Raw genomic sequence first — 23,250 nt, forward strand, 5'->3', positions numbered from 1 at the left:
ATGCTAACGCGATTTTTTCTATCACTATTTTTAATAACAACTACCATAGCGGCTAATGCCCAGGAGTATAGCGTTACAAAAACTGTAACCATCACCGGGGATAGTATTGAAACCTACAAGGATAAAAACGGTAATAAGGCCGTAGTCGTCACCAATTCTACCGACATTTTCGGCAACAAAATAAAAACGGTTACCGGCCCTAATGGTGAAAAGATAAAGTCAGTAAAAAAATCTAAGGATATTTTCGGGAATGAGATCATTGAACTTTCTGACGGAACAGGGCGCACCGCGGCGACTATAAAAAACTCTACCGATATATTCGGCAATAAAATAAAGAGCATTACTGATGCCAGCGGCAAAGAAATACGATCTGTTAAAAAATCAAGGGGTATTTTCGGCAATGATATTGTTGAGATAAGCGACGGCAACGGCAGACCCGCGAAAACCATAAAAACATCGAAAGATATTTTTGGCAACGAAACAAAAAGTGTAACCGGGGCAAATTATGAAAACATTGGTTCGGTTAAAAAATCAAAAGATATTTTCGGCAACGAAACCATCGAAATGCTTGACGGAAACGGACAAAGAACCTTAGCCATAAAAACCTCAACAGATATATTTGGTAACGAAACAAAGGAAGTGACCGGCCCCAACTATGAGCGTATTGGTTCGGTTAAAAAATCAAAGGATATTTTTGGCAACGAGATAATAGAGATCAGCAACAGCAACGGGCAAATCAATTCGACCATAAAAACATCGACAGATATTTTTGGGAATGAAGAACGAAGCGTTGTAGATAGAACAGGACGTGAGGTTTTATCCATAAAAAGGGTAAATGATATTTTCGGCAACACTACCACCACCTTTAAAAACGATATGAACCCGGAATCGGCCCAGTTATTAATGAATTTGCTATGCGGTTGGGGCGATAACGAAAAATAGTCTTGCTTGTCAACTCCATCCTTTGTTTACAAAACAAGCAAAGCCCTATCATTCGGCGAGGGTTGGGTGAGGCCAAAAAACTCACTACCTTTGCATAGTGTCCGCACCTACAGATATTATTCGTAAAGCATTCCCGCATGAGCCTACCGCCCAGCAATTGGAGCTGTTTGGTAAGCTGCACCAGTTTTTAACCAGCGGCACTGGCGACGAATGTTTTATACTGAAAGGCTATGCCGGTACCGGTAAAACCACGGTACTGGGTGCATTGGTGAAAGCCTTACGATCGTACAATTATAAATATGTACTGCTGGCGCCAACCGGTCGTGCCGCCAAGGTAATCACCAGTTATGCGCAGCGCAAGGCGTACACCATTCATAAGCGTATCTATCGTAAAAAATCGGCCCTAACCATCGACGAAAGTTTTCTGCTGGCCGACAATATGGCTACCGATACCATTTTTATTGTGGATGAGGCCTCCATGATTGCCGATTCCATCAGTGGTAACAGTAACGAAACCTTGCTGAACGATTTGATGCGCTACGTTTACAACGGTGAAAACTGCAAGCTGATGCTGGTAGGTGACACCGCGCAGTTGCCGCCTGTAGGGTCGGATGAAAGTCCGGCATTGGATGTGGAGCTGGTGCGTTCGGCTTACAGCGTTTCGATATTCAGCTTTGAATTGACGGATGTATTGCGGCAGCAAAAAAACTCGGGTATACTATTTAATGTAACCAACGTACGCGATATGATCAGGCTGCAAACGCTCCAAATGCCGCGTATTACTACCAAAGGTTATAAAGATGTTTTCCGGATGGGGAGCGATAAGCTGGAAGAAGGCCTTAACTATGCCTATAGCAAATATGGGCACGAGAGTACGCTGATCATCTGCCGCTCTAACAAAAATGCCAACTTGTATAATAAACAGATCCGCGCACGCATACTATGGCGCGAAGAAGAACTTACCGGCGGCGACCAGATAATGGTGGTGCGCAATAACTATTTCTGGCTACAGGAGAACGAGGAAGGCAGTACCGGTTTTATTGCCAATGGCGATATTGCCCGCATAAGAAAAGTACGCGGTGTTGAAGAAATGTACGGTTTCAGATTCGCCAATGTACAAATGGAACTGATAGACTACTCCGAAGATCCTATTATTGATTGCAAGGTATTGCTGGATACGCTCGATTCTGAATCGCCTGCCTTGAGCCAGGTAGATCAAAAGCGGTTTTACCTCGAAGTAATGAAAGATTATGAGCATATCCCTAACCGCCGCGCCCAGCATGCGGAGCTAAAGCTCAACCCTTATTATAATGCCCTGCAAATTAAGTTCGCCTACGCTATCACTTGCCACAAAGCACAGGGCGGCCAATGGCCCGCCGTATTTGTTGATCAGGGTTTTTTAACCGAAGAAATGGTGAACCTTGATTTTTTGCGTTGGTTTTACACCGCCTGCACCCGCGCCACTAACGAATTGTTTTTGGTGAATTTTAACGAGCGATTCTTTATTTAGGCATTTCGTCATTAGTCATTGGGTCATTTTGCTACGCGGTCATATAGTCAATGGTCATTAGGTCATTTCGCTATGCGGTCATTTAGTCATTTAGTCAATGGTTATTTATTGCCGGGGGCAAATAGGTAAAACAGCTTTCGCGGGTATCTGTTAATTTGGCGGTATTCCTACACGTTTTGTAATGGTTATTGATCAATAACAGTCAAAAAGTCGCGACTGATTGATTTAAACCGACATTTTTTCAGTATAAACACATTGGCAACAGATTTGAACAAGAGGGATATATGAACTTTAACAACTTTACAATCAAAGCCCAGGAAGCCGTACAAAAGGCCTCCGAAATTGCCACCGGTAATCAGCAGCAGGCCATTGAAAATGCGCACCTGTTAAAAGGCTTGTTACTGGTTGATGAAAACGTTATATCTTACTTACTAAAAAAACTGAATGTTAACCTTAACCGGTTGAACGAAACGCTCGATCAGCAGATCGGCACGTTCCCGAAGGTTAGCGGCAGCAATGTATATTTATCGTCGGATGCCAATGCTGCTTTGCAAAAAGCGCAGGGGTACCTAAAGGAATTTAAGGATGAATTTGTGTCGGTTGAACATATTCTTTTGGGTATCCTGGCATCTAATGATAAAACCGCCGGCGCTTTAAAAGATGCCGGTGTTAATGAAAAGGATCTTAAAAAGGCCATTATAGCCTTACGCGGCGATAATAAAGTGACCGACCAAAATGCCGAAGCCACTTACAACGCCCTTAACAAGTACGCCCGCAACCTTAACGAGTACGCCGAATCGGGCAAACTCGATCCGGTGATCGGTCGCGATGAGGAAATTCGTCGTACCATTCAAATATTATCCCGCCGTACCAAAAATAACCCGGTACTGGTAGGTGAACCCGGTGTAGGTAAAACAGCCATCGCCGAAGGTATTGCCTTCCGTATTATTAAAGGCGATGTGCCCGAAAGCCTGAAAACCAAAGTGGTTTATTCGCTGGATATGGGCGCGCTGATAGCCGGTGCCAAGTACAAAGGCGAGTTTGAAGAACGCCTGAAAGCCGTACTGAAAGAAGTTACCCAAAGCGATGGTGAGATCATCCTGTTTATTGATGAGATACACACGCTGGTAGGTGCAGGTGGCGGCGAAGGCGCTATGGATGCCGCGAACATACTGAAACCAGCCCTTGCCCGTGGCGAGCTAAGAGCCATTGGTGCTACTACACTTAACGAATACCAAAAATACGTAGAGAAAGATAAAGCGCTGGAACGCCGCTTTCAAAAAGTAATAGTTGATGAGCCGGATACTGCCGATGCTATTTCGATCCTGCGTGGATTGAAGGAACGCTACGAGGCTCACCACAAGGTAATTATTAAAGATGAGGCCATTATAGCCGCGGTTGAGATGTCGCAACGCTATATATCCGACAGGTTTTTACCGGATAAAGCTATCGACCTAATGGACGAGGCTGCTTCTAAACTACGTTTGGAGATGGATTCGGTACCAGAAGCGGTAGACGAGTTGAACCGCCGGATTATGCAACTTGAAATTGAGCGCGAAGCCATTAAACGCGAGAAGGATGAAAAGAAGGTACAGGAGCTAAGCGCTGAAATTGCCAATCTATCTGCCGATCGTGATTCGCTTTACGCTAAGTGGAAAGGGGAGAAGGACCTGGTAGATGCCGTTAACCAAAAGACCGAGCAGATTGAGAACTTTAAACTCGAAGCTGACCAGGCCGAGCGTGCCGGTGATTACGGTAAAGTAGCCGAATTACGCTATGGCCGTATCAAAGAAGTGCAGGACGAGATAGAGAAACTGAAAGTTTCTTTACAGGCTATGCAAAACGATAGCCGTATGCTCAAAGAAGAGGTTACGGCTGATGATATTGCAGGTGTGGTTTCACGCTGGACAGGTATCCCGGTTTCTAAAATGATACAAAGCGAACGCGAAAAGCTGCTTCACCTCGAAGAAGAGCTGCACAAACGTGTGGCCGGGCAGGAAGAAGCTATTGAAGCGATCAGCGATGCCATACGCCGTAGCCGTGCAGGATTGCAGGACAAACGTAAACCGATAGGTTCGTTCATATTTTTAGGAACCACCGGTGTAGGTAAAACCGAGTTGGCAAAGGCCCTGGCCGAATTCCTGTTCAATGATGAAAGCGCGCTGGTACGGATAGATATGAGTGAGTACCAGGAACGCCATTCGGTGTCACGCTTGATAGGAGCGCCTCCGGGCTACGTGGGTTATGATGAAGGCGGACAATTAACCGAAGCCGTACGCCGTAAACCATACAGTGTAGTATTACTGGATGAAATTGAAAAAGCGCATCCCGATGTATTTAACATATTGCTTCAGGTGCTTGATGATGGCCGATTAACTGATAATAAAGGCCGTTTGGTGAACTTTAAGAACACCATCATCATCATGACATCCAACATTGGCTCGAACGTGATACAGGAAAACTTCCAGAAACTGGAAGATGATAACCGCGACGAGGTGATCGCTAAAACCAAGAATGACCTGTTCGAGTTGCTGCGTGTTACCATAAGGCCGGAGTTTTTGAACAGGATAGATGAGATCATCATGTTCACCCCGCTAAGCCGCAACGAGATTGGCGATATCGTAAAACTCCAGTTCAGGCAGGTACAGGATACCCTTGCCGAAATGGGGATCAGGATAAACGCAACCGACGAAGCGCTCGACTGGCTGGCACAATTGGGTTACGATCCGCAATTTGGTGCACGTCCGCTTAAACGGGTTATTCAAAAGAAGATCCTGAACGAGCTATCAAAACAGATACTTGCAGGCAAAGTAGATAAAGAAAGCACTATAAAGCTCGATATGTTCGATAACCAGTTTGTATTTGTAAATACAAGTGCAGAGAGTGTTCAATAAGGCGATTAAACCGGGCGCAGGTTTAACGGAAAAAGTTTTTTATCCGTTAAACCAAAGCCGGTAAATTCTCTCAAAAGAACATAATTAACCCCATCATATAGCCAAAGAGCTGCCCCTAAAGGCAGCTCTTTGGCGTTTAAGGGGGGTGGGTGGGGCTGTATTGGTAATCGTTTTTGTCATCTCGACCGTAGGGAGAGATCTTCTTCACCATGTATGTCTGTCACTTACATAGTGAAGAAGATTTCTCCTCGTACCTCGATCGAAATGACAACTTGAATATATTTACATAGGCTGATTTTAAAACATGCGAAGCCTATTCCGTTTACACACTCTTCCAACCCATTCATTATCACCCATCATAAAACAATCAGTAAAAAAAGTAAAACAACCTGTGCGGTTTATAAGTTAATACAACAGAAGAGAGCAGCAGCAACCTCTGCTTATGTTATCACTAAACAAAACATCACCATGGAAAATTATGAAACCTTAGTGGATGCCACTAACGATCTTTTAAAAAGAGGATATACAGCAAACCTGAGCTTAGATGAAGACTCGGTAAACGATAAAGAGCACAACATTGAAATGTTGCCTGATGATTTTGAAATTGATGAATTCTACCGCTTTGAAGGGGCAAGTAATCCTTCAGACACATCAATAGTATACGCTATCAGTTCGGATAAGTATAACTTAAAGGGCGTGCTGGTAAACGCTTACGGCGTATATGCCGATAATGCTACGGCCGCGCTGGTAGCAAAACTTCACCACAACCAGGTAAGCGATCACCTGCACGGCGAAGACAGACCTAAAGCTTAACAAGTCTTAAAATGGGACGCCAAAACGTAAGCTTAGAAAAAGCGACAAATATTAATATTCAGTCGCTTTTTTTTATGCCCTTCCCACTGTCATGCTGAGGAACGAAGCATCTATTAATGAACTATTTATAGCTAAGCAACTTCTCTGTACTACTTACCCGTGACAGATGCTTCGTTCCTCAGCATGACAGTGGGGCTTGGTGTACGTTACCCTCAGTGTTATCCAGTCTACAGTAATAAAACCACCTACCACCAGCGTTAAAGCTAAAAAATGATCATCAAAACTCCCCCTTCAGGGGGCTGGGGGGATCTTTTTCAATATCATCTTCCCCCTCGCTTGTATAGCAGCCGAACCATTACGCATCAAAAACTGAAGCTGGTTGGCCAGTTCTTCGGCAATCCAGTTGTAACGGCGACTTAAGTGCAGTAAAGCTTCGGCAGCCGAACATTTTACAGCCACCAATACTTTAGGGTCAATCATCCAGTCGAACAGCTTCTCTACAACCGGTTCCAAATCGAGCGCGTCCAGTTTAGCTTTAATCAAGGGGGATGCTTTGCGGGCGGTTAGCCGTATCATGATGTTAGCATAATGCCGCTGGCAGCTTGGATAACTCACTTCCTGGAATTTGCTTATCAAATAATTCAGTTCCTCAACATATTTACCGGCATCCTTTATCAAAGCGTTCTCCAACATCCACGATGCCCGGAAGGCGATATTCTTATCGGTGTGAAAAGTAATATCGATCAGATCGGTCAGCGGGAACCGGTGCTTGTTTAACAACGCCACCAATTCAACCACACGGGATTTACCCATGGTGGCCGATATTTCTTTGATGAGTTCCTGCTGGGTCATGGTTAATTCAAAAGTCAAAATTCAAAAGTGAAAATTAAAAAACGCCTTTATTTTCAACATTGTTTTTTGATCTTTTTCGGCTGAGTGGGAAAAGTGGGAAGAATTTGTTTCTCAAAACTTCACACAAGTGAGCGTATACCTTTTGCCTTTGGAGCAATTATAGCTTTTAATGCTGTTAAACATACAAGTTGTACTCAGTTCAAAAAGAGGTTGCAAGGGTTATTAATCGTGTTGTTTTTACCGTTTTAGGTAACAAATAGTCATGTTAGTTAACCTGTTATTTAACTGTGAAAGTTGCAGGTTTTTCAAGTTAATAAAGCAATTAAATAGGGTGTTTTAACGGGGTGTTTCCTTTAGCGTATGCTGTTGTTTTGGAATATCAATTAACACAAACAACATTAAGCATTATGAAACAATTTAAAAACCTATTAATTATTGCCCTGCTGGCATTGGCAACATCGTGTGGTAAGGATGGTGGCATTGGTCCGCAAGGCGAAACAGGTGCTAAAGGTGATACCGGCGCGCAAGGTATCGCTGGTCCGGCCGGCGACGACGGTAGCGTTATTTACAGTGGTACAGGCGCGCCTGCTGCCAGCGTAGGTAAAAATGGCGATTATTATTTAAACACAACTAACGGTGCGCTGTACGGCCCTAAAACACAAGGTGACTGGGGTACGGCATTATCGCTTAAAGGCCCGCAAGGTGCCAAAGGCAACACCGGCGACCAGGGTGAAAAAGGCGATCAGGGCGATAAAGGTGCAACCGGCGCTACAGGTGCTAAAGGCGCAGCCGGCAGCCAGATATTAACAGGTACAGTTATTCCTGCTGCCAACTTAGGCAAAGTGGGCGATTTTTACCTGAATACCACTACCTACCTGCTGTACGGCCCAAGAACTGATAGCGGCTGGGGCGTAGCCATATCTTTAAAAGGTGCCAAAGGCGATAAGGGCGACAAAGGGGATAAAGGCGATAATGGCGCGACAGGAGCTACCGGAACTGCCAACGTGCAATACTCAGGCTGGATGTATGCCAAAGCTTTTAGCGATACTACTGTAGATAATTCTGCTTTAAAAGTGGGTTACATTACCGTACCCGCTCTTACAACCAGTATATTAAACTCGGGTACTATATTGGTTTACTTTACTTATGGCGGCGGCGTTTTGCCTTTACCATACACCAGCAATGCAGGTGGTAAACCTAATACTATCAACTTTATGCCATTGTTCAGGAGGTTGGTTATTACCCGCTTTGCGCATGATAACAGCAATAGCGTAGCATTATCAACCCTGTTGCAATACAGGTATGTAATTATACCGGGCGGGGTAACAGTAGCCGCAGCCAAAAAGATAGATCTTAACAATTACGAATCTGTTAAGGCATACTATCACTTGGCCGATTGATAAAATTTTAGTCTGTTAGTTAGTATATGTAACCGGGGTGCAAGGTATTGCGCTCCGGTTTTTTGCTTTGGCCGGGTAGCTTATTGTGTATGTAATGTAAATGTATGGGCCTGTAAAATAGCTAATTGTGGATTTTTACAAAATCAATACAACAAAAAAATGAGCCGAAAACTAAAAATTATACCTTTATCTTTTTAAATATTGATAAAGTTACATGGTTAAATTCAACCGTTTTACACTGGATAATGGCCTTAGGGTTATTGTTCACGAAGATAATACAACACCAATGGCGGTAGTTAACATTTTATATGATGTTGGCGCCCGCGACGAAAATCCAGAACAAACCGGCTTCGCGCATTTATTTGAGCACCTTATGTTCGGCGGATCAGTTAATATACCCGATTATGATGAGCCCCTGCAACGTGTAGGCGGCGAAAATAACGCCTTCACCAGCAACGATATTACCAATTACTATATCACGCTGCCATCAGCAAATATTGAAACTGCTTTTTGGCTGGAGAGCGACCGCATGCTTAGCCTTGCCTTTAGCGAAAAAAGCCTTGAAGTGCAGCGCAATGTGGTGATAGAAGAGTTTAAGCAGCGTTACCTGAACCAGCCTTACGGCGATGTTTGGCTGAAACTGCGTCCGCTGGTGTATAAAAACCACTCGTACCGCTGGGCAACTATTGGTAAGGAGATCAGCCACATCAGCGATGCTAAAATTGAGGATGTAAAAGCATTCTTTAAAAAGCACTACAACCCGCAAAACGCCATTATGGTAGTTGGGGGCGATGTCACCGTTGAACAGGTAAAGCAGCTATCCGAAAAATGGTTCGGGCCTATCCCTGCCGGTGAAAAATATCACCGCGACCTGCCGCAGGAGCCGGAGCAACACGATGAACGCCGAGAAACCGTTACCGCCAAAGTACCGCTAAATAATGTATACATAGCCCTGCAAACCGGTACCCGTACCGACGATAGCTACTACATTACCGAGCTGATCACCGATATACTTTCGCGCGGAAATTCATCAAGGTTATACCGTAACCTGGTGAAAGAAAAGCAGATATTCAGCGATGTACATGCTTACATTACCGGTAGCCTTGATAAAGGCATGATGGTTATTGAAGGTAAGCCTTTGCAAAACATCACTACTGAAGCTGCCGAGGCTGCTATATGGGAGCAATTGGAAAAGCTGAATGATGAACAGGTGCCTGCCGATGAACTTACCAAGGTGAAGAACAAAACGGAATCGACCATGGTATTCTCTGAAATGTCGTTACTGGAAAAAGCGATGAACCTGGCATTTTTTGAATTATTGGGCGATGCCGAAGCCATCAACAGCGAAACCGGTAAATACACAGCCGTAACTGCCGAACAAATACAGGAAACGGCCCGTTCGATATTCCGTCGGGATAATTCATCAACGTTAATTTATTTGGCTGAGTAGTCATTTGCCATTGCGTCAGTAGGTCATTAGTCATTGTTTTTTCGAATAGATAAACTAATGACCAATAACAAAATGACCTAAATAATGACCCAATGACAGAAAATGACCACTTACCGACAACAACTGACCATAAAGAATGATAGACAGAACTATAGCGCCTGATTTTAAGGCCATCAACGATATAAATTTAATAAAGCCCGAGCATATTCAGCTTGATAATGGCTGTAATGTTTTAGTGTTCAACTCCGGCGACCAGGAGCTGGTGCGCATAGAGTGGATCTTCGGTAACCTGCGTTTTGACCCGGCAAAGCCATTGCTTAACCTTACCGTTAATGCCATGCTTACCGATGGTACCGAAACTTTAACCGCTGCTCAAATTGCCGATAAGATAGATTTTTACGGCGCGTTCTTCCAGTCCGACTACGGTTTCGATCATTCGCAGGTAACCCTGTTCAGCCTTAATAAGCACCTGCAAAGTACCTTGCCGGTAGTAAAGGATGTGCTTACCAATTCTATTTTTCCGCAAAAGGAGGTAGAGACCTTTATCCGCAACCAACAGCAAAAGTTACAGGTAAACCTGCAAAAGAACGATGTAGTTGCACGCCGTACTTTTAATAAAGCCATTAACGGCGATACTATTTACGGCCTTGCACCTGATGCCGACGATTATAAGAACCTGCAACGCGAGGATCTGCTGGCGCATTTTAAACAAATGTACCAGCCATCAAACTGTACCCTTATAGTGGCCGGTAAAACAGATGCCGAAACGCTGAAAATTATCACTGATACCTTCGGCGCGGCCTGGGAAAATGCCCTGGCACCGGCGGATACCACACAACCGGAAGTAGAGCCATCGGCAGATTTATTTTACTATGTAGAAAAACCGGAAGCACTGCAATCAGCCATCAGGCTGGGTATACCGGCAATTAAACGCACCCATGCCGATTTCCCTGCCTTGCAAGTATTGAACACTGTTTTGGGCGGCTATTTTGGGTCGAGGTTAATGGCCAATATTCGTGAGGATAAAGGTTATACTTACGGCATAGGCTCGGGCATATCATCGCTAAAAAATGCTGCGGCCTGGTTTATAGCCACCGAGGTTGGGGCAGATGTATGCAAATCAGCCGTTGCCGAAATTGAAAAAGAGATCGATCTTTTAAAAACAGAATTGATAGCCGAAGAGGAACTGGCCCTGGTGCGTAACTACATGCTGGGTTCACTGTTGGGTAGCCTGGAGAACATCTTTTCGCATGCCGATAAATTCAAAAATATCTATTTCGCCGGGTTAGATTACGATTACTACACCCGCTACACCCAAACCGTAAAAACGGTAACCGCGCCATATTTACAGCAACTGGCACAGGAATACCTCGACTTCGACAGGTTTTATAAAGTGATTGTAGGAAAGTATTAAGAGGGGACTCACCCCGTCTTCTCTTCGCTGGATGCCCCTCTCTCCGTAAACGGAAAGAGGGGTTTTCAAAAAATAAAACAACATCTCTGTGTAACTCCGTGCAAATCTCTGTGCCCTCTATGGTAAATCTTAAATGCTCCCCGCCCTCTGCGGTAATAATTTAAATCTTCAATCTAAACCTATAATCATCCCAAAGTCTAAACCAATCCTAATTATCACACCAAGGCAATAATCTGCCGCATAATAACAATTAGTTGCTATCCATTCTCTATTTCAAAATAAATTCCTATCTTTGCCCGGCAAATAATAACTCCTAAAATTGTTTGCTATGCACCCTGATACCTCTAAATTTGTTGCCGAAGGATTAACCTACGACGACGTTTTACTACTCCCGGCTTATTCAGAAATTTTACCGCGCGAAGTTGATACCAGCTCGTATCTTACAAGAAAGATCAAGCTGAACATTCCTTTGGTTTCGGCAGCAATGGATACCGTTACCGAAGCGCAACTGGCAATAGCTATGGCGCAAGCGGGTGGTTTGGGTATGCTGCACAAAAACATGAGCATACAACGTCAGGCCGATGAGGTTCGCAAGGTAAAAAGATCGGAAAGCGGTATGATCCAGGATCCGGTTACGCTTAACCAGCATGGTTTACTGGCTGATGCCTTTAAAATAATGAAGGAGTATCGTATAGGTGGTATCCCGGTTATTGATGATGCCGGCAAACTGAAAGGCATTATTACCAACCGCGACCTGCGTTTTGAAAAAGACCCAACCAAACGCGTGCAGGATGTAATGACCAAAGAAAACCTGATCACCGCGCCAAAAGGTACCACGCTTACACAAGCCGAAGAAATACTTCAAAACCATAAAATTGAAAAATTGCCGGTTGTTGATGACGAGAATGTACTGATCGGTTTGATCACTTTTAAAGATATCCAGAAATTTAAAAACTTCCCTAATGCCTGTAAAGACGAGCATGGCCGTCTGCGTGTAGGTGCAGCCGTTGGTGTTACACCCGATACAATGGACAGGGTTGACGCTTTGGTTAAGGCTGGTGTTGACGTTATCGCTATCGATACTGCTCACGGCCATTCAAAAGGAGTTATTGATAAGCTGAAAGAAGTAAAAGCTAAATATCCTGATTTGCAGGTAATAGCGGGTAATATAGCCACAGGCGATGCCGCCAAAGCATTAGCCGAAGCCGGTGCAGATGCTGTAAAAGTAGGTATCGGTCCGGGTTCAATTTGTACCACACGTATCATTGCCGGTGTGGGTGTACCGCAGTTATACGCGGTTTACGAGTGTGCCAAAGCCCTTGAAGGTACAGGCATCCCGGTAATTGCCGATGGTGGTATTAAACATACAGGTGATATCGCTAAGGCTATCGCGGCAGGTGCGGGCTCTATCATGGCAGGTTCGTTATTTGCAGGTGTGGAAGAGTCGCCGGGCGAAAGCATCATTTACGAAGGCCGCCGTTTTAAATCATACCGTGGTATGGGTTCTATCGAGGCGATGGAGCAAGGTTCAAAAGACCGCTACTTCCAGGATGTGGAAGACGATATTAAAAAGCTGGTTCCTGAAGGCATTGTAGGCCGTGTACCATTTAAAGGTACTCTGGCCGAAGTAGTTTACCAATACGTGGGCGGTTTACGCGCAAGTATGGGTTATTGCGGTTCAAAAGACATCGCTACATTACAAAAAGCAAAATTTGTAAGGATCACCGCTTCAGGTATCCGCGAGTCGCACCCGCACGATATCACTATCACTAAGGAAGCGCCGAACTACACGAGATAAGTATCAGCGACGATAAATAAAAAAGACCGGTAGCATGAAAATGTACCGGTCTTTTTTATGTTATGAAATTACTTTACGTTCGTTATTTTCGACATGATACCATCGGATGTAATGATCTTTAATGCTTGGTCATTTGTGAAACCGGTTTTCACCAGTTCATCAAAATACTTTTTAGTGAGTTTGGCAAATTCGGCCAGTTTGCCCGGCTGTTTGTAATAGTTAAGCTGGGTATCTAAAACAGATTGCTGCATTGCGCTGAAAAAATTACCTGCTTTTCCGTCTGTAAACATTTGCGTTAATCCATCGGCCGTGTTTAAGGGAGGCGGAGGAGATAGTGTAACAGTCGCTATCTTTACGTTTGCATCTACCACTACTCCGTAATAATTAAAATAGCTTACGCCATTACCACCCGCACCAGCGCGCTCAATAATATCTAAAGTTTTGGCAGTGGCAGGTATCTTTTTAAAAAACACCTTGAAAGCCAGCTTTTCTTCTCCGGGTTTATAATAATGTTTAGCAGGCGCAATACTTATATTTTCGGCCTTTACAAAATCATAATGGGCGTTGTTTTGGTCGGTTTGCAGATAAATTTCCTTATTTACCTGTACCCACGAGCTATCACCGCTGGGTGTGTTTTCAAAGCTGATAATGGTATATTGGTTATTGGTTTCAATTTTAGTAATGGTAGTTAGCTGATCATCAGTTCTTGCTACTACAGGGTAAGAAATATTTTGTGCAAAAGCAGATAATGAGATGCTGAACATCCCAATTATAAAGGATAAGGTTTTTTTCATTTCGGTTCTATTTTTTATAAATGTACAAATACAATTCAATTAGCAAACAGATATAAACGGTTGATTTAGCTATTTTTGGCCTTCTAATTTTTAATGAGTGATGAAATCTATTTGTGTGTTTTGCGGAGCCAATTTTAATGGCGACGAGGTGCTTTCACAGGCTATTGAGCAACTGGCCGAAAAAATGGTTGCCGGTAATATCAGCCTGGTATTTGGTGGCGGTAAAGTAGGGGTGATGGGCATGCTGGCCGATGCTGTTTTAGATAGGGGAGGCAAAGCTATCGGCATAATGCCGCAATTTTTAATTGATAAAGAGGTTGCCCACGCCGGCCTTACCGAATTGCACATTGTGAAAAGCATGCACGAACGCAAGCAACTCATGAGCGAACTAAGCGATGGCATCATCACCCTGCCTGGTGGCTTGGGTACGCTCGAAGAATACTTTGAAGCCCTTACCTGGCTGCAGTTAGGCCTGCATCAAAACCCGGTTGGTTTATTAAATATAAACGGTTTTTACGATTTGCTATTACAGCAACTGGATGTAATGGAACAGCAAAAGTTTTTAAAACCGGCCAATCGTAAACTGGTATTAAGTTCAGCTTCTATAGATGACTTGTTTGAGCAGATGGAAAACTTCAGCTCAAAGCCCGAAGAAGTTTGGTATAATAAAAACGGACTTAAGTAGAAGGTTTTATATATTGCGTAATGTGATTCACCCACATGTATTGGGATAAAAAGGATGTCATTTCGAACGAGGAACGAGGAGAAATCTTCTTCATCAAGTAAGTAGCAGACTTACAAAGCGAAGAAGATCTCTCCCTGCGGTCGAGATGACAGTGCCTTTTCCAATACTTGTTTTTTACCAACTGTATAAACCATCTATCCCGAAAAATGAAACGAATACTGTGTATTGTTGGAGCGCTTGCTTTTGCCGCCATGATGATCTGCTTTAAAAAAGACGATCTGCGGGCATTAAAAAAGCATGTGCAAAAGCAAAAGGCCAATAATTTAATTGCCGTCAACGTAAAGCGTATAGCACGTGTAACTGGCGCTACTCTTCCCGGCGAAACATTGCCGAATCCCAATAATACTCCGGTTAAATATGATTTGGGCGGTACCGATCTTGGTATTATGTGGGATATGGGTAAAGGCCGTATCGGTATTTTCTTTGGCGATAGTTTCGGGCGCGATTGGAAGCAAACCAAAGAAGGCGGCGGTAATGGCACTAATTGGCGCTCAAACCTGTTAGCTTTTTCTGCCGATAATAAGCTTGATGATGGTCTTACATTTTCGGGTATGGCTATGAATGCCGATGGAAAGAGCGCAAGGGGAATTGTCCCCAGCGCCCATAATACCAGCGGTAACGGCGACTGGACGACCATCCCCACCGCGGCCATTCGTGCTAACGGTGCCGATTACCTGCATTACATGGCCGTTAAAAAATGGGGTGCTCCCGGTACTTGGTCGACTAATTATTCAGGGCTGTACAGATCAACCGACGACGGCAAGAATTGGGCTAAAGTACCAAACGTAACTTTTGCCGCTACCAGCAATTTCGCGCAGGCAGCTTATGGTAAAAAAGATGGCTACGTTTATATGCTGGGTACCAAAGCAGGCAGGTTCGGCGATGTGTACCTTGCCCGCTTTAAAGAGCAGAACATCGCGAAGCAAAGCAATTACGAATACCATACTAAAACAGGTTGGGTAAAAGGTAACGAAGCGAAAGCTTCACCCATATTTAATGGCCCTGCCGGGGAACTATCATTGGCATACAATACCAAGTATAAACGCTGGATGGTAACTTATCTGGATGAACACAGGAGAAAGATAATGTTGCGGGATGCCGTAACCATAAACGGTAAATGGAGCGATGCCAAACTACTGGTGAGCGGCGATGATTATCCCGGCCTATATGGCGCGTTCATCCATCCGCAGAAAAACGATGGGGATGAGTTGTACTTCCTGATGTCGCAATGGCAGCCTTACAATGTGTTTTTGTTTAAGGTAGATTTGCGATTGACGGAACATGTAAATTGATAGGATATGAAAAGGTTGCTGCTATCAATACTTGCTTTATTTATTTTTTGTATCACAAAGGGGCAAAATATTAAAGTAGTTAAAAATGAAACAAGCTACTCCGTTTATGTTAAGGGAGGAAATTTTGATGGAGTAATATTTAGTGAAAAGTATGCTGTAGAAAACTTACACGAATTAAAAGGTCATAAACGCTTTACCCCATCTATAAAAGAAATATTATCAACTGAAAAGTTGCTTGCTTCTGATTTAAACAGTTTTAAATATTGTCATGATTTTGTGGTTGCCAACCTAAGTAAATATACTCGCCAATACTTGGGATATATAAATTACAGGGGCGAAAAGATGATTTATATTAATGCAGCCTGGAGGCCAGACCTTTTTCATATACGTGCTACTAAAGAATCGCCTTTGAAAAAGAAGACCTGGTATAATCAAATTATTCTTGTTGAAGATGGTGGGCACTATTTTTGGAATGCAAGCTTAAATTTGTCACAGCAAAAAATTATAACGTTTACAACAAACGGAGCGTAGCCTGATTTGTAATTACTACGTAACCACCTAATGGCACTATACTGACTGATGTATGTTGCCTTAATCAGCAATAAAGCTTAAATTTGTATTCAAATTCAATAATACTAATGTCGCAAGAAACTGAACACGTTAAATGCCTTATCATAGGCTCGGGTCCTGCCGGGTACACAGCTGCTATTTATACTGCACGCGCCGATCTTAAGCCCGTATTATATACCGGTATGCTTTCGGGAGGCCAGCTTACCCAAACTACCGAGGTTGAAAACTATCCCGGTTACCCGGATGGTATTTTAGGGCCCGAAATGATGCAGAACTTCGAGAAACAGGCATCACGTCTGGGTACCGATATTCGCTTTGGCTACGTAAGTTCAGTTGATTTTGCAAGCTTGCCCCATAAAGTGGTGGTTGACGAAACCAAAACCATACTGGCCGATACGGTGATCATTTCAACAGGCGCATCGGCAAAATGGCTGGGTTTGGAGTCGGAACAAAAGTATAATGGCTTTGGTGTTTCTGCCTGCGCCGTGTGCGATGGTTTCTTTTTCCGCGGACAGGATGTGGCTATAGTAGGTGCCGGTGATACCGCTGCCGAAGAAGCTACTTACCTTGCAAAACTTTGCCGTAAGGTATACATGATCGTTCGCCGCGATGAGTTCCGCGCTTCAAAGGCGATGGTACACAGGGTGTTGAATACACCGAATATCGAGGTGATCTACAATTCAGAAACTACCGAAATAGTAGGCGACGGACAAGTGGTGACCGGTGTTAAAATACTTAACAACCAAACTAACCAGGACAGGTTACTGGATGTGAACGGTTTCTTCGTGGCCATTGGTCACCACCCTAATACCGAGATCTTCCGCGGATGGATCAATATGGATGAAACCGGTTATATCATTACTAAACCTGGTTCGTCAGAAACCAATATAGAAGGTGTGTTTGCCTGCGGCGATGCGCAAGATCATATTTACCGCCAGGCAGTAACAGCTGCTGGTTCGGGCTGTATGGCGGCCATTGATGCCGAGCGTTACCTTGCCGCTAAAGAGCACGTAGTTACCGCTTAACCAGGAGCGTTTTTACAATATTATAGTTCGTTTTAGCAAACGATTGCATAAAGCCACCTTTTTACAGGGTGGCTTTTGTTTTTAGGGTAGTTTTTTGCCGGTAAGCTTGCATATTAAATTCAAAATCTGCTAACTTCACCCAATCATAAATTATTAAACTGATCGTTTCTATTTTGATGCATAAAAAAATCTACACCCTGCTGTGTGCTTTGGCTGCTTTTTCTGCAAGTACCGTAATGGCACAGGACACCAACCCCTACATGGGCATTATACCCGCCCCCGTATCTGTTAAAAAAGCCGTTGGCGAATTTATTTTAAGCCAGCAAACCGTAATACAAGCCGATACACCTGATAACCGGGCCGTAGTTTTTTTCAAATCATTTTTGGCCAATAAACTGGCATACAATAAACCCGTTACTACCGGTAACGGCAGCAGCGTAAACACCATTTATCTAACATCGGCAGGTACTGATAATTTGCCCGCCGAAGGTTACCGTTTAACAATTACCCCGCAGCGTATTACCATCGCTGGTAAAGGCGCGGGCCTGTTCTACGGTATTCAATCGCTTATTCAATTATTCCCGGTTGAAAGGGCAGGAGTTGCCAAACTACCCGCTGTGGAAATTGAGGATTATCCCCGTTTCGGTTATCGTGGCTCGATGCTTGATGTGTGCCGTCATTTCTTTTCGGTAGAGTTTGTTAAAAAATACATCGATATACTGGCTGCTTACAAGATCAATACCTTCCACTGGCACTTAACCGACGACCAGGGCTGGCGCATCGAGATCAAGAAATACCCTAAATTAACCCAGATTGCGAGTCAGCGTGCGCAAACGGTGGTTGGTAACTATCACGATCGTACTCCGCAGCAATATGATAATACCCCTTACGGTGGTTTTTACACGCAGGAACAAATTAAGGATGTTATAAAATACGCCGCCGACAGGTACATCACCATAGTGCCCGAAATTGAAATGCCGGGTCATGCGCAGGCTGCCTTGGCCGCTTACCCTGAACTAAGCTGCGAACCCGACAGAACCTACAAAGTAGCCGAAACATGGGGAGTATTCAACGATGTATACTGCCCTTCAGAAAAAACTTTTGCCTTTTTGCAGGAAGTATTATCCGAGGTGATCGACCTGTTCCCGAGTAAATACATTCACATTGGTGGCGATGAAGTGCCGAAGGAAGCCTGGAAGAAATCGGCATTTTGCCAAAAACTCATCAAAAACCTGAAGCTGAAAGACGAACATGGCCTGCAAAGTTATTTCATTCAACGTATGGAGAAATTTGTGAACAGCAAAGGCCGCAGCATTATAGGCTGGGATGAAATATTAGAGGGCGGACTGGCACCCAACGCTACCGTAATGAGCTGGAGAGGCGAGGCAGGTGGTATCAGCGCGGCACAGCAAAACCACGATGTGATCATGACACCGGGCTCGAACGGTCTTTATCTTGACCACGCGCAGGGCAAACTTTACCAGGAGCCGGTGGGCATTGGCGGTTATTCTCCGTTAGAAAAAACCTACAGCTACAACCCAACACCGGGCGCTTTAACTCCCGAACAACAAAAATATATAAAGGGTGTACAAGCCAACCTTTGGACGGAGTACATTGCCACCGAGGGCAAGGTAGAATACATGGTACTACCGCGCATACTGGCGCTTGCCGAGGTAGCATGGTCGCCATTGGCCAACAAAAATTTTAAAGATTTTAGCGAAGTTCGCCTGCCGCAGCATTTTGCCTGGCTGGACAGGAACAACTATAATTACCGTGTGCCACCTGCAATTGGCGCAAAGGATACCATCATATTCGCGCCGCAGTTTACGGTCGATTTGAAATCGCCGGTCGCGGGCGCTAAAATTTATTATACCATAGATGATTACAGTCCGCGTGAAACAGACCTGATCTATGACCTGCCCGCTACCTATAATGTACCGGCAGACCAGTACCGAATGCTGCAAACCATGGTAGTAACGCCATCGGGCAAACGCAGTTTGGTTACCAAGGCTGTTATTTATAACCGTACGCCGCTGGCTCCTGTAGCTAATTTTCAGGGTACTATTCCGGGTGTTAAATACCAGGTATATTCCGGTAGCTTTGGTAATACCAGCAGGATAGAGTCGGTTTCGTTACTGGATAGCGGCGTTACCAAAACGTTTAGTCCGCTGGCATTTAAAAAAGTAACCAAAAACTTCGGTGTAGTTTATAACGGCTATATCCGTATTGATACCGATGGCGTTTACGGCTTTTCAACCCAATCAACTGATGGCTCGGTGTTATTAATAGACGACCAGCCGGTGGTTGATAACGATGGCCGCCATAACCTGTACGAACAGGGCGGGGCAGTGCCTTTGCAAAAAGGGTTTCATAAGTTAACGTTACGCTATTTCAATATCGGTTCATCAAGCATACTTAAAGTATTTATGACCATACCGGGCAAGCCGAAAGGCGAAGTATCGCCCGAATCACTTTTCAACTAAGAAATTTAATAACATGAACGCAAGGTTTATATTAGGTTTATTAACGGCAGGCGCGCTGGCAGCAGGTTGCGGCAGCGACGATAAAAAGCCGGTAAATAACAACGCCGTGACTCCAAAAAAGCCAACGGTACAGGCACCATTCCGTTTTCATAAAAGGATAGAGGTAGCGCCCGGGCAGGACTTTGATGTGCTCAGCTGGGGCCGAGGATCGTCAGATGTGGGCAGTTTCCTGATACTGCATTCTGATTCGGCAGGCATGGATTATACCACCACTACTGGCAACCTGGAGGGCAGCATTGTAGATGTATACAATTCGGATATGGATCTCGATGGCAACCCCGAACTACTGATACAAGGCAAGGCCAAGGATACCACTAACTACGCCAACGTTTACGCCTTTGAGTTTAACGGCGACAGGGCAAACAAGCTCGACTTTCCGAAGCTGACCAAAAAACAGCGCAAAGGCTATCGTGGTAACGATAACTTCTACATAAAAGAAGGCAAGCTGATGCGCGAATTCCCGATATATGATGGTGAAGGGGCCGAAGCGAAACCAAGCGGCGCTAAACGTGTGTTTGAATATGGGTTACGCAATAATAGTTTTACGGTTGATCAGTTAAGTAAAGATTCTACCGCTAAAGATGAGCCTAAACAAGCCGTTGCCAACCAGCCAAAGCAGGAAGAAAAAACGGAAAAGAAATCAGAAGTACGCAGCAGTTCGTCAAAGAAGAAGCGTTCTTTGTCGTCATCTTCAAGATCATCAAAAAAGAGACGCAGGCATAGAAATTAACAGGCGGACTTACCCTGTCGACGCTTCGCCGGATATCCCTCTCTGCTACGCAAAGAGGGATTTTTTTGATCTTCTTTTCGCTTGTGAAAGAGCCACAGGTGTTGGGAAGACCAATTTATTGTCATTTCGAACGAGGAACGAGGAGAAACTACTCTCTTGAGCGGTAGCGAAAAATCTTCATCATCATGTAAGTAGCAGACATGCATGATGAAGAAGATCTCTCACTGCGTTTCGAGATGACAAGTAGTCCTCCCAACACCTGTGGTGAAAGAGGGTTTAATGTGGCGGGAGCTTGGAATGGGAGAGGTATCGCAACTGTTTTAAAAGAATTGTTTACCAGTTTTTTAAGTTGCCTGCTGCAAATGAATTTTGCACATTTGTATAACATCAATACCCTATATCTATAAATGCAGTTTCTGTATCCGGCTTTTCTTTTCGCGCTTGCTTCTTTAGCCATCCCGGTGGTGATACACCTGTTCAATTTCAGGCGGTATCAAAAGGTGTATTTCAGCAATGTGCAGTTTTTAAAAGAGATACAGGAGCAGCAGGCCTCGCGCCGTAACCTGCGCGAAAGGTTGATACTGGCCAGTCGTTTACTGGCGCTTACATTTTTGGTGCTGGCATTTGCGCGGCCTTTTATCCCCGGCAAAAGCACGGCAGTGGCGGGTAAGCAAAACGTGATCAGCATATTTGTAGATAATTCGTACTCCATGCAAACCCTTAACCGTGAGGGGAGCCTGCTTGATGAGGCCAAGCAAAAGGCCAAAGAAATCGTATCGGCTTATGGCATTAATGACCGTTTTCAGCTGCTCACGCAGGATTTTGAAGGCCGGCACCAGCGCTTGCTAAGTCGCGATGAGTTTAACAGCGCGGTTGATGAAGTGAAGATCAGCGCGCAAAGCCGCAATTTACAACAGATCATCAGTCGCCAGCAAGATCTGCTGGATATGCAGGGCAGTACCGAAGGTTTGTCATATATCATATCTGATTTTCAAAAAGATATCGGTACTAAGCCTATCCCGGCAAATAAAAATATTACCGTTAACCTGGTGCAGCTTAAGGCCAATTTATTACCCAACGTAGCAGTAGATTCTGTTTGGCTGCTGAGCGCGGTTCACCGCCCCGGTGAAGCCGAAAAGATGGTGGTAAGGCTGCATAATTATGCCGATGAACAGGCGCAAAACATTCCGCTGAAACTCATGATCAACGGTAAGCAAAAGGCGTTAGGCAGTTACAGCATAAAACCACGATCGGTACAAAACGATACGCTTAGCTTTTCGGGACTGGAGGCCGGCTGGCAGCGTGGCGAAATTGAATTGCAAGATAACCCCATCACTTTTGATAACCGTTTTTATTTCAGCTTCAACGTAAAACAGCAGATGCCTGTTTTACTGATAGATGGAGGTACGGAGAATAGTTATTTAAAAGCCATTTTCGGGTCTGATAAATTTTTTCAGGCTACACGGGTACCTGATGGAAACGTTAACTATGCGGGACTTAATACTTACCCGCTGATTGTATTGAGCGATGTTAAAAGTATTTCCACCGGCCTTGCACAGCAATTAAAAACCTATGTAGATAAAGGCGGTACACTTGCGGTATTTCCGGCTGCCGATGCGGATATGGCGAGTTACCGCTTGTTATTACAACCTGTAAACGCGGCTTACCCCGAAAAGCTTGTAAAAGCCGATGTAAAAGTATCTGCCATTAATTTACAGAACAAAGTTTTCAAGAACATATTCGAGGCCATTCCTCAAAACCCTGATCTGCCGGTAGCAAAGCAATATTTTACATTAAGCACCGCCAATGCCGAAACGATAATGAAACTGGCCGATGGTCAGCCTTTTTGGGCAGGCTATAAAAGTGGCAAGGGTAATGTGTATGTAGCTGCCGTGCCGCTGAACGATGACTTTAGCAACCTGCAACGGCATGCCATGCTTGTGCCCATTATGTTCCGTATTGCATTATTGAGCGGACAGGATACGCCTTTGTTTTACAATTTGGACAGCAACGAGGGGATAGAAACCCTGCCGCTGCAAACCACCGAAAAGCAAATTGTTACACTGGTAAAAGGTCAGCAGAAAATAATACCCGATGTAAGGCAGCAGGATGGCGGCACCGTTTTATACCTGCCCGGCCAGCTACAGGAAACCGGCTTGTACGAACTTAAAAAGCAAGACAGTACCGCTGCCATATTGGCTTTTAACGATAACCGCAGCGAATCAGATATGAGTTACCTGTCGGCAGCCGAGCTTAAAACCTTATTGCCGCAAACAGGTACTTTGTTGCCTGCCACCAACGCGTCGTTAAAAAGCATAATTAATGACACAAATTATGGCATGCAATTATGGAAACTTTGTATAATTTTGGCATTGGTTTTTCTGGCTGCCGAAATACTGCTCATCAGGTTCTATAAAACCGACAGTGTCGCGGCAAACCGGGCATCATCACCTCAAACTACTCATTAAAGCAACAGCG

At 44.4% G+C, this 23,250-nt stretch carries 17 protein-coding genes; 15 read left to right on the forward strand and 2 right to left on the reverse strand.

All coding sequences use genetic code 11. The features are described from left to right. From AC07NA_RS06455 to AC07NA_RS06470, 4 genes are all read left to right on the forward strand, one after another. A complete protein-coding gene (locus tag AC07NA_RS06455; protein WP_494896663.1) occupies positions 1-942 on the forward strand; it encodes a hypothetical protein in 942 nt (313 codons plus the stop codon). A gap of 94 nt (positions 943-1,036) precedes the next feature. After that, on the forward strand, positions 1,037-2,452 hold the full coding sequence (locus tag AC07NA_RS06460) for an ATP-dependent DNA helicase (protein ID WP_494897129.1): 1,416 nt from the start codon (positions 1,037-1,039) through the stop codon (positions 2,450-2,452). 284 nt (positions 2,453-2,736) lie between these two features. Next, positions 2,737-5,346, forward strand: coding sequence for an ATP-dependent chaperone ClpB (clpB, locus tag AC07NA_RS06465; protein ID WP_494896665.1), 2,610 nt, complete (start codon positions 2,737-2,739; stop codon positions 5,344-5,346). A 468-nt stretch (positions 5,347-5,814) separates the two neighbouring features. After that, complete coding sequence (locus AC07NA_RS06470; RefSeq protein WP_345210070.1) at positions 5,815-6,159, forward strand: phosphoribosylpyrophosphate synthetase; 345 nt, start codon at positions 5,815-5,817, stop codon at positions 6,157-6,159. 291 nt (positions 6,160-6,450) lie between these two features. Here the strand turns inward: AC07NA_RS06470 and AC07NA_RS06475 are convergent, their stop codons facing one another. Then, a complete protein-coding gene (locus AC07NA_RS06475) occupies positions 6,451-7,029 on the reverse strand; it encodes a HEAT-like fold family protein (protein WP_494896667.1) in 579 nt (192 codons plus the stop codon). A 389-nt stretch (positions 7,030-7,418) separates the two neighbouring features. Between AC07NA_RS06475 and AC07NA_RS06480 the strand changes: the two genes are divergently transcribed. The 4 genes from AC07NA_RS06480 to guaB all read left to right on the forward strand — a co-directional run bounded on the left by AC07NA_RS06480 (position 7,419) and on the right by guaB (position 13,073). Then, positions 7,419-8,411, forward strand: a complete 993-nt coding sequence (locus tag AC07NA_RS06480; RefSeq protein ID WP_494896669.1) for a hypothetical protein — start codon at positions 7,419-7,421, stop codon at positions 8,409-8,411. A 214-nt stretch (positions 8,412-8,625) separates the two neighbouring features. Further along, positions 8,626-9,861: a M16 family metallopeptidase gene (locus AC07NA_RS06485; RefSeq protein WP_494896671.1), complete on the forward strand. Its 1,236-nt coding sequence runs from the start codon at positions 8,626-8,628 to the stop codon at positions 9,859-9,861. Positions 9,862-9,997: 136 nt separating this feature from the next. Then, positions 9,998-11,275 carry a M16 family metallopeptidase gene (locus tag AC07NA_RS06490; RefSeq protein ID WP_494896673.1) on the forward strand — a complete coding sequence of 426 codons (1,278 nt, stop codon included), beginning with the start codon at positions 9,998-10,000 and terminating at the stop codon, positions 11,273-11,275. 328 nt (positions 11,276-11,603) lie between these two features. Next, positions 11,604-13,073, forward strand: coding sequence for an IMP dehydrogenase (gene guaB, locus AC07NA_RS06495; protein WP_494896675.1), 1,470 nt, complete (start codon positions 11,604-11,606; stop codon positions 13,071-13,073). Between the two features lie 68 nt (positions 13,074-13,141). Here the strand turns inward: guaB and AC07NA_RS06500 are convergent, their stop codons facing one another. Continuing rightward, positions 13,142-13,867: a hypothetical protein gene (locus AC07NA_RS06500; RefSeq protein ID WP_494896677.1), complete on the reverse strand. Its 726-nt coding sequence runs from the start codon at positions 13,865-13,867 to the stop codon at positions 13,142-13,144. Between the two features lie 100 nt (positions 13,868-13,967). Between AC07NA_RS06500 and AC07NA_RS06505 the strand changes: the two genes are divergently transcribed. The 7 genes from AC07NA_RS06505 to AC07NA_RS06535 all read left to right on the forward strand — a co-directional run bounded on the left by AC07NA_RS06505 (position 13,968) and on the right by AC07NA_RS06535 (position 23,240). Beyond that, positions 13,968-14,552, forward strand: coding sequence for an LOG family protein (locus AC07NA_RS06505; RefSeq protein ID WP_494896679.1), 585 nt, complete (start codon positions 13,968-13,970; stop codon positions 14,550-14,552). A gap of 206 nt (positions 14,553-14,758) precedes the next feature. Next, positions 14,759-15,904, forward strand: coding sequence for a glycoside hydrolase family 183 protein (locus AC07NA_RS06510; RefSeq protein WP_494896681.1), 1,146 nt, complete (start codon positions 14,759-14,761; stop codon positions 15,902-15,904). 6 nt (positions 15,905-15,910) lie between these two features. Beyond that, a complete protein-coding gene (locus tag AC07NA_RS06515) occupies positions 15,911-16,435 on the forward strand; it encodes a hypothetical protein (RefSeq protein WP_494896683.1) in 525 nt (174 codons plus the stop codon). Between the two features lie 107 nt (positions 16,436-16,542). Then, positions 16,543-17,499 carry a thioredoxin-disulfide reductase gene (gene trxB, locus AC07NA_RS06520; RefSeq protein ID WP_494896684.1) on the forward strand — a complete coding sequence of 319 codons (957 nt, stop codon included), beginning with the start codon at positions 16,543-16,545 and terminating at the stop codon, positions 17,497-17,499. A gap of 176 nt (positions 17,500-17,675) precedes the next feature. Then, on the forward strand, positions 17,676-19,982 hold the full coding sequence (locus AC07NA_RS06525; protein ID WP_494896685.1) for a family 20 glycosylhydrolase: 2,307 nt from the start codon (positions 17,676-17,678) through the stop codon (positions 19,980-19,982). 13 nt (positions 19,983-19,995) lie between these two features. After that, positions 19,996-20,772 (forward strand): hypothetical protein, encoded by a 777-nt coding sequence (locus tag AC07NA_RS06530; RefSeq protein ID WP_494896687.1) that lies wholly within the window; start codon positions 19,996-19,998, stop codon positions 20,770-20,772. A 407-nt stretch (positions 20,773-21,179) separates the two neighbouring features. Continuing rightward, entirely contained in the window at positions 21,180-23,240 is a 2,061-nt protein-coding gene (locus tag AC07NA_RS06535; protein WP_494896688.1) for a BatA domain-containing protein, read from the forward strand. Positions 23,241-23,250 lie beyond the last annotated feature (10 nt).

The sequence above is a fragment of the Mucilaginibacter sp. GW821-FHT07G05 genome (assembly GCF_059418565.1).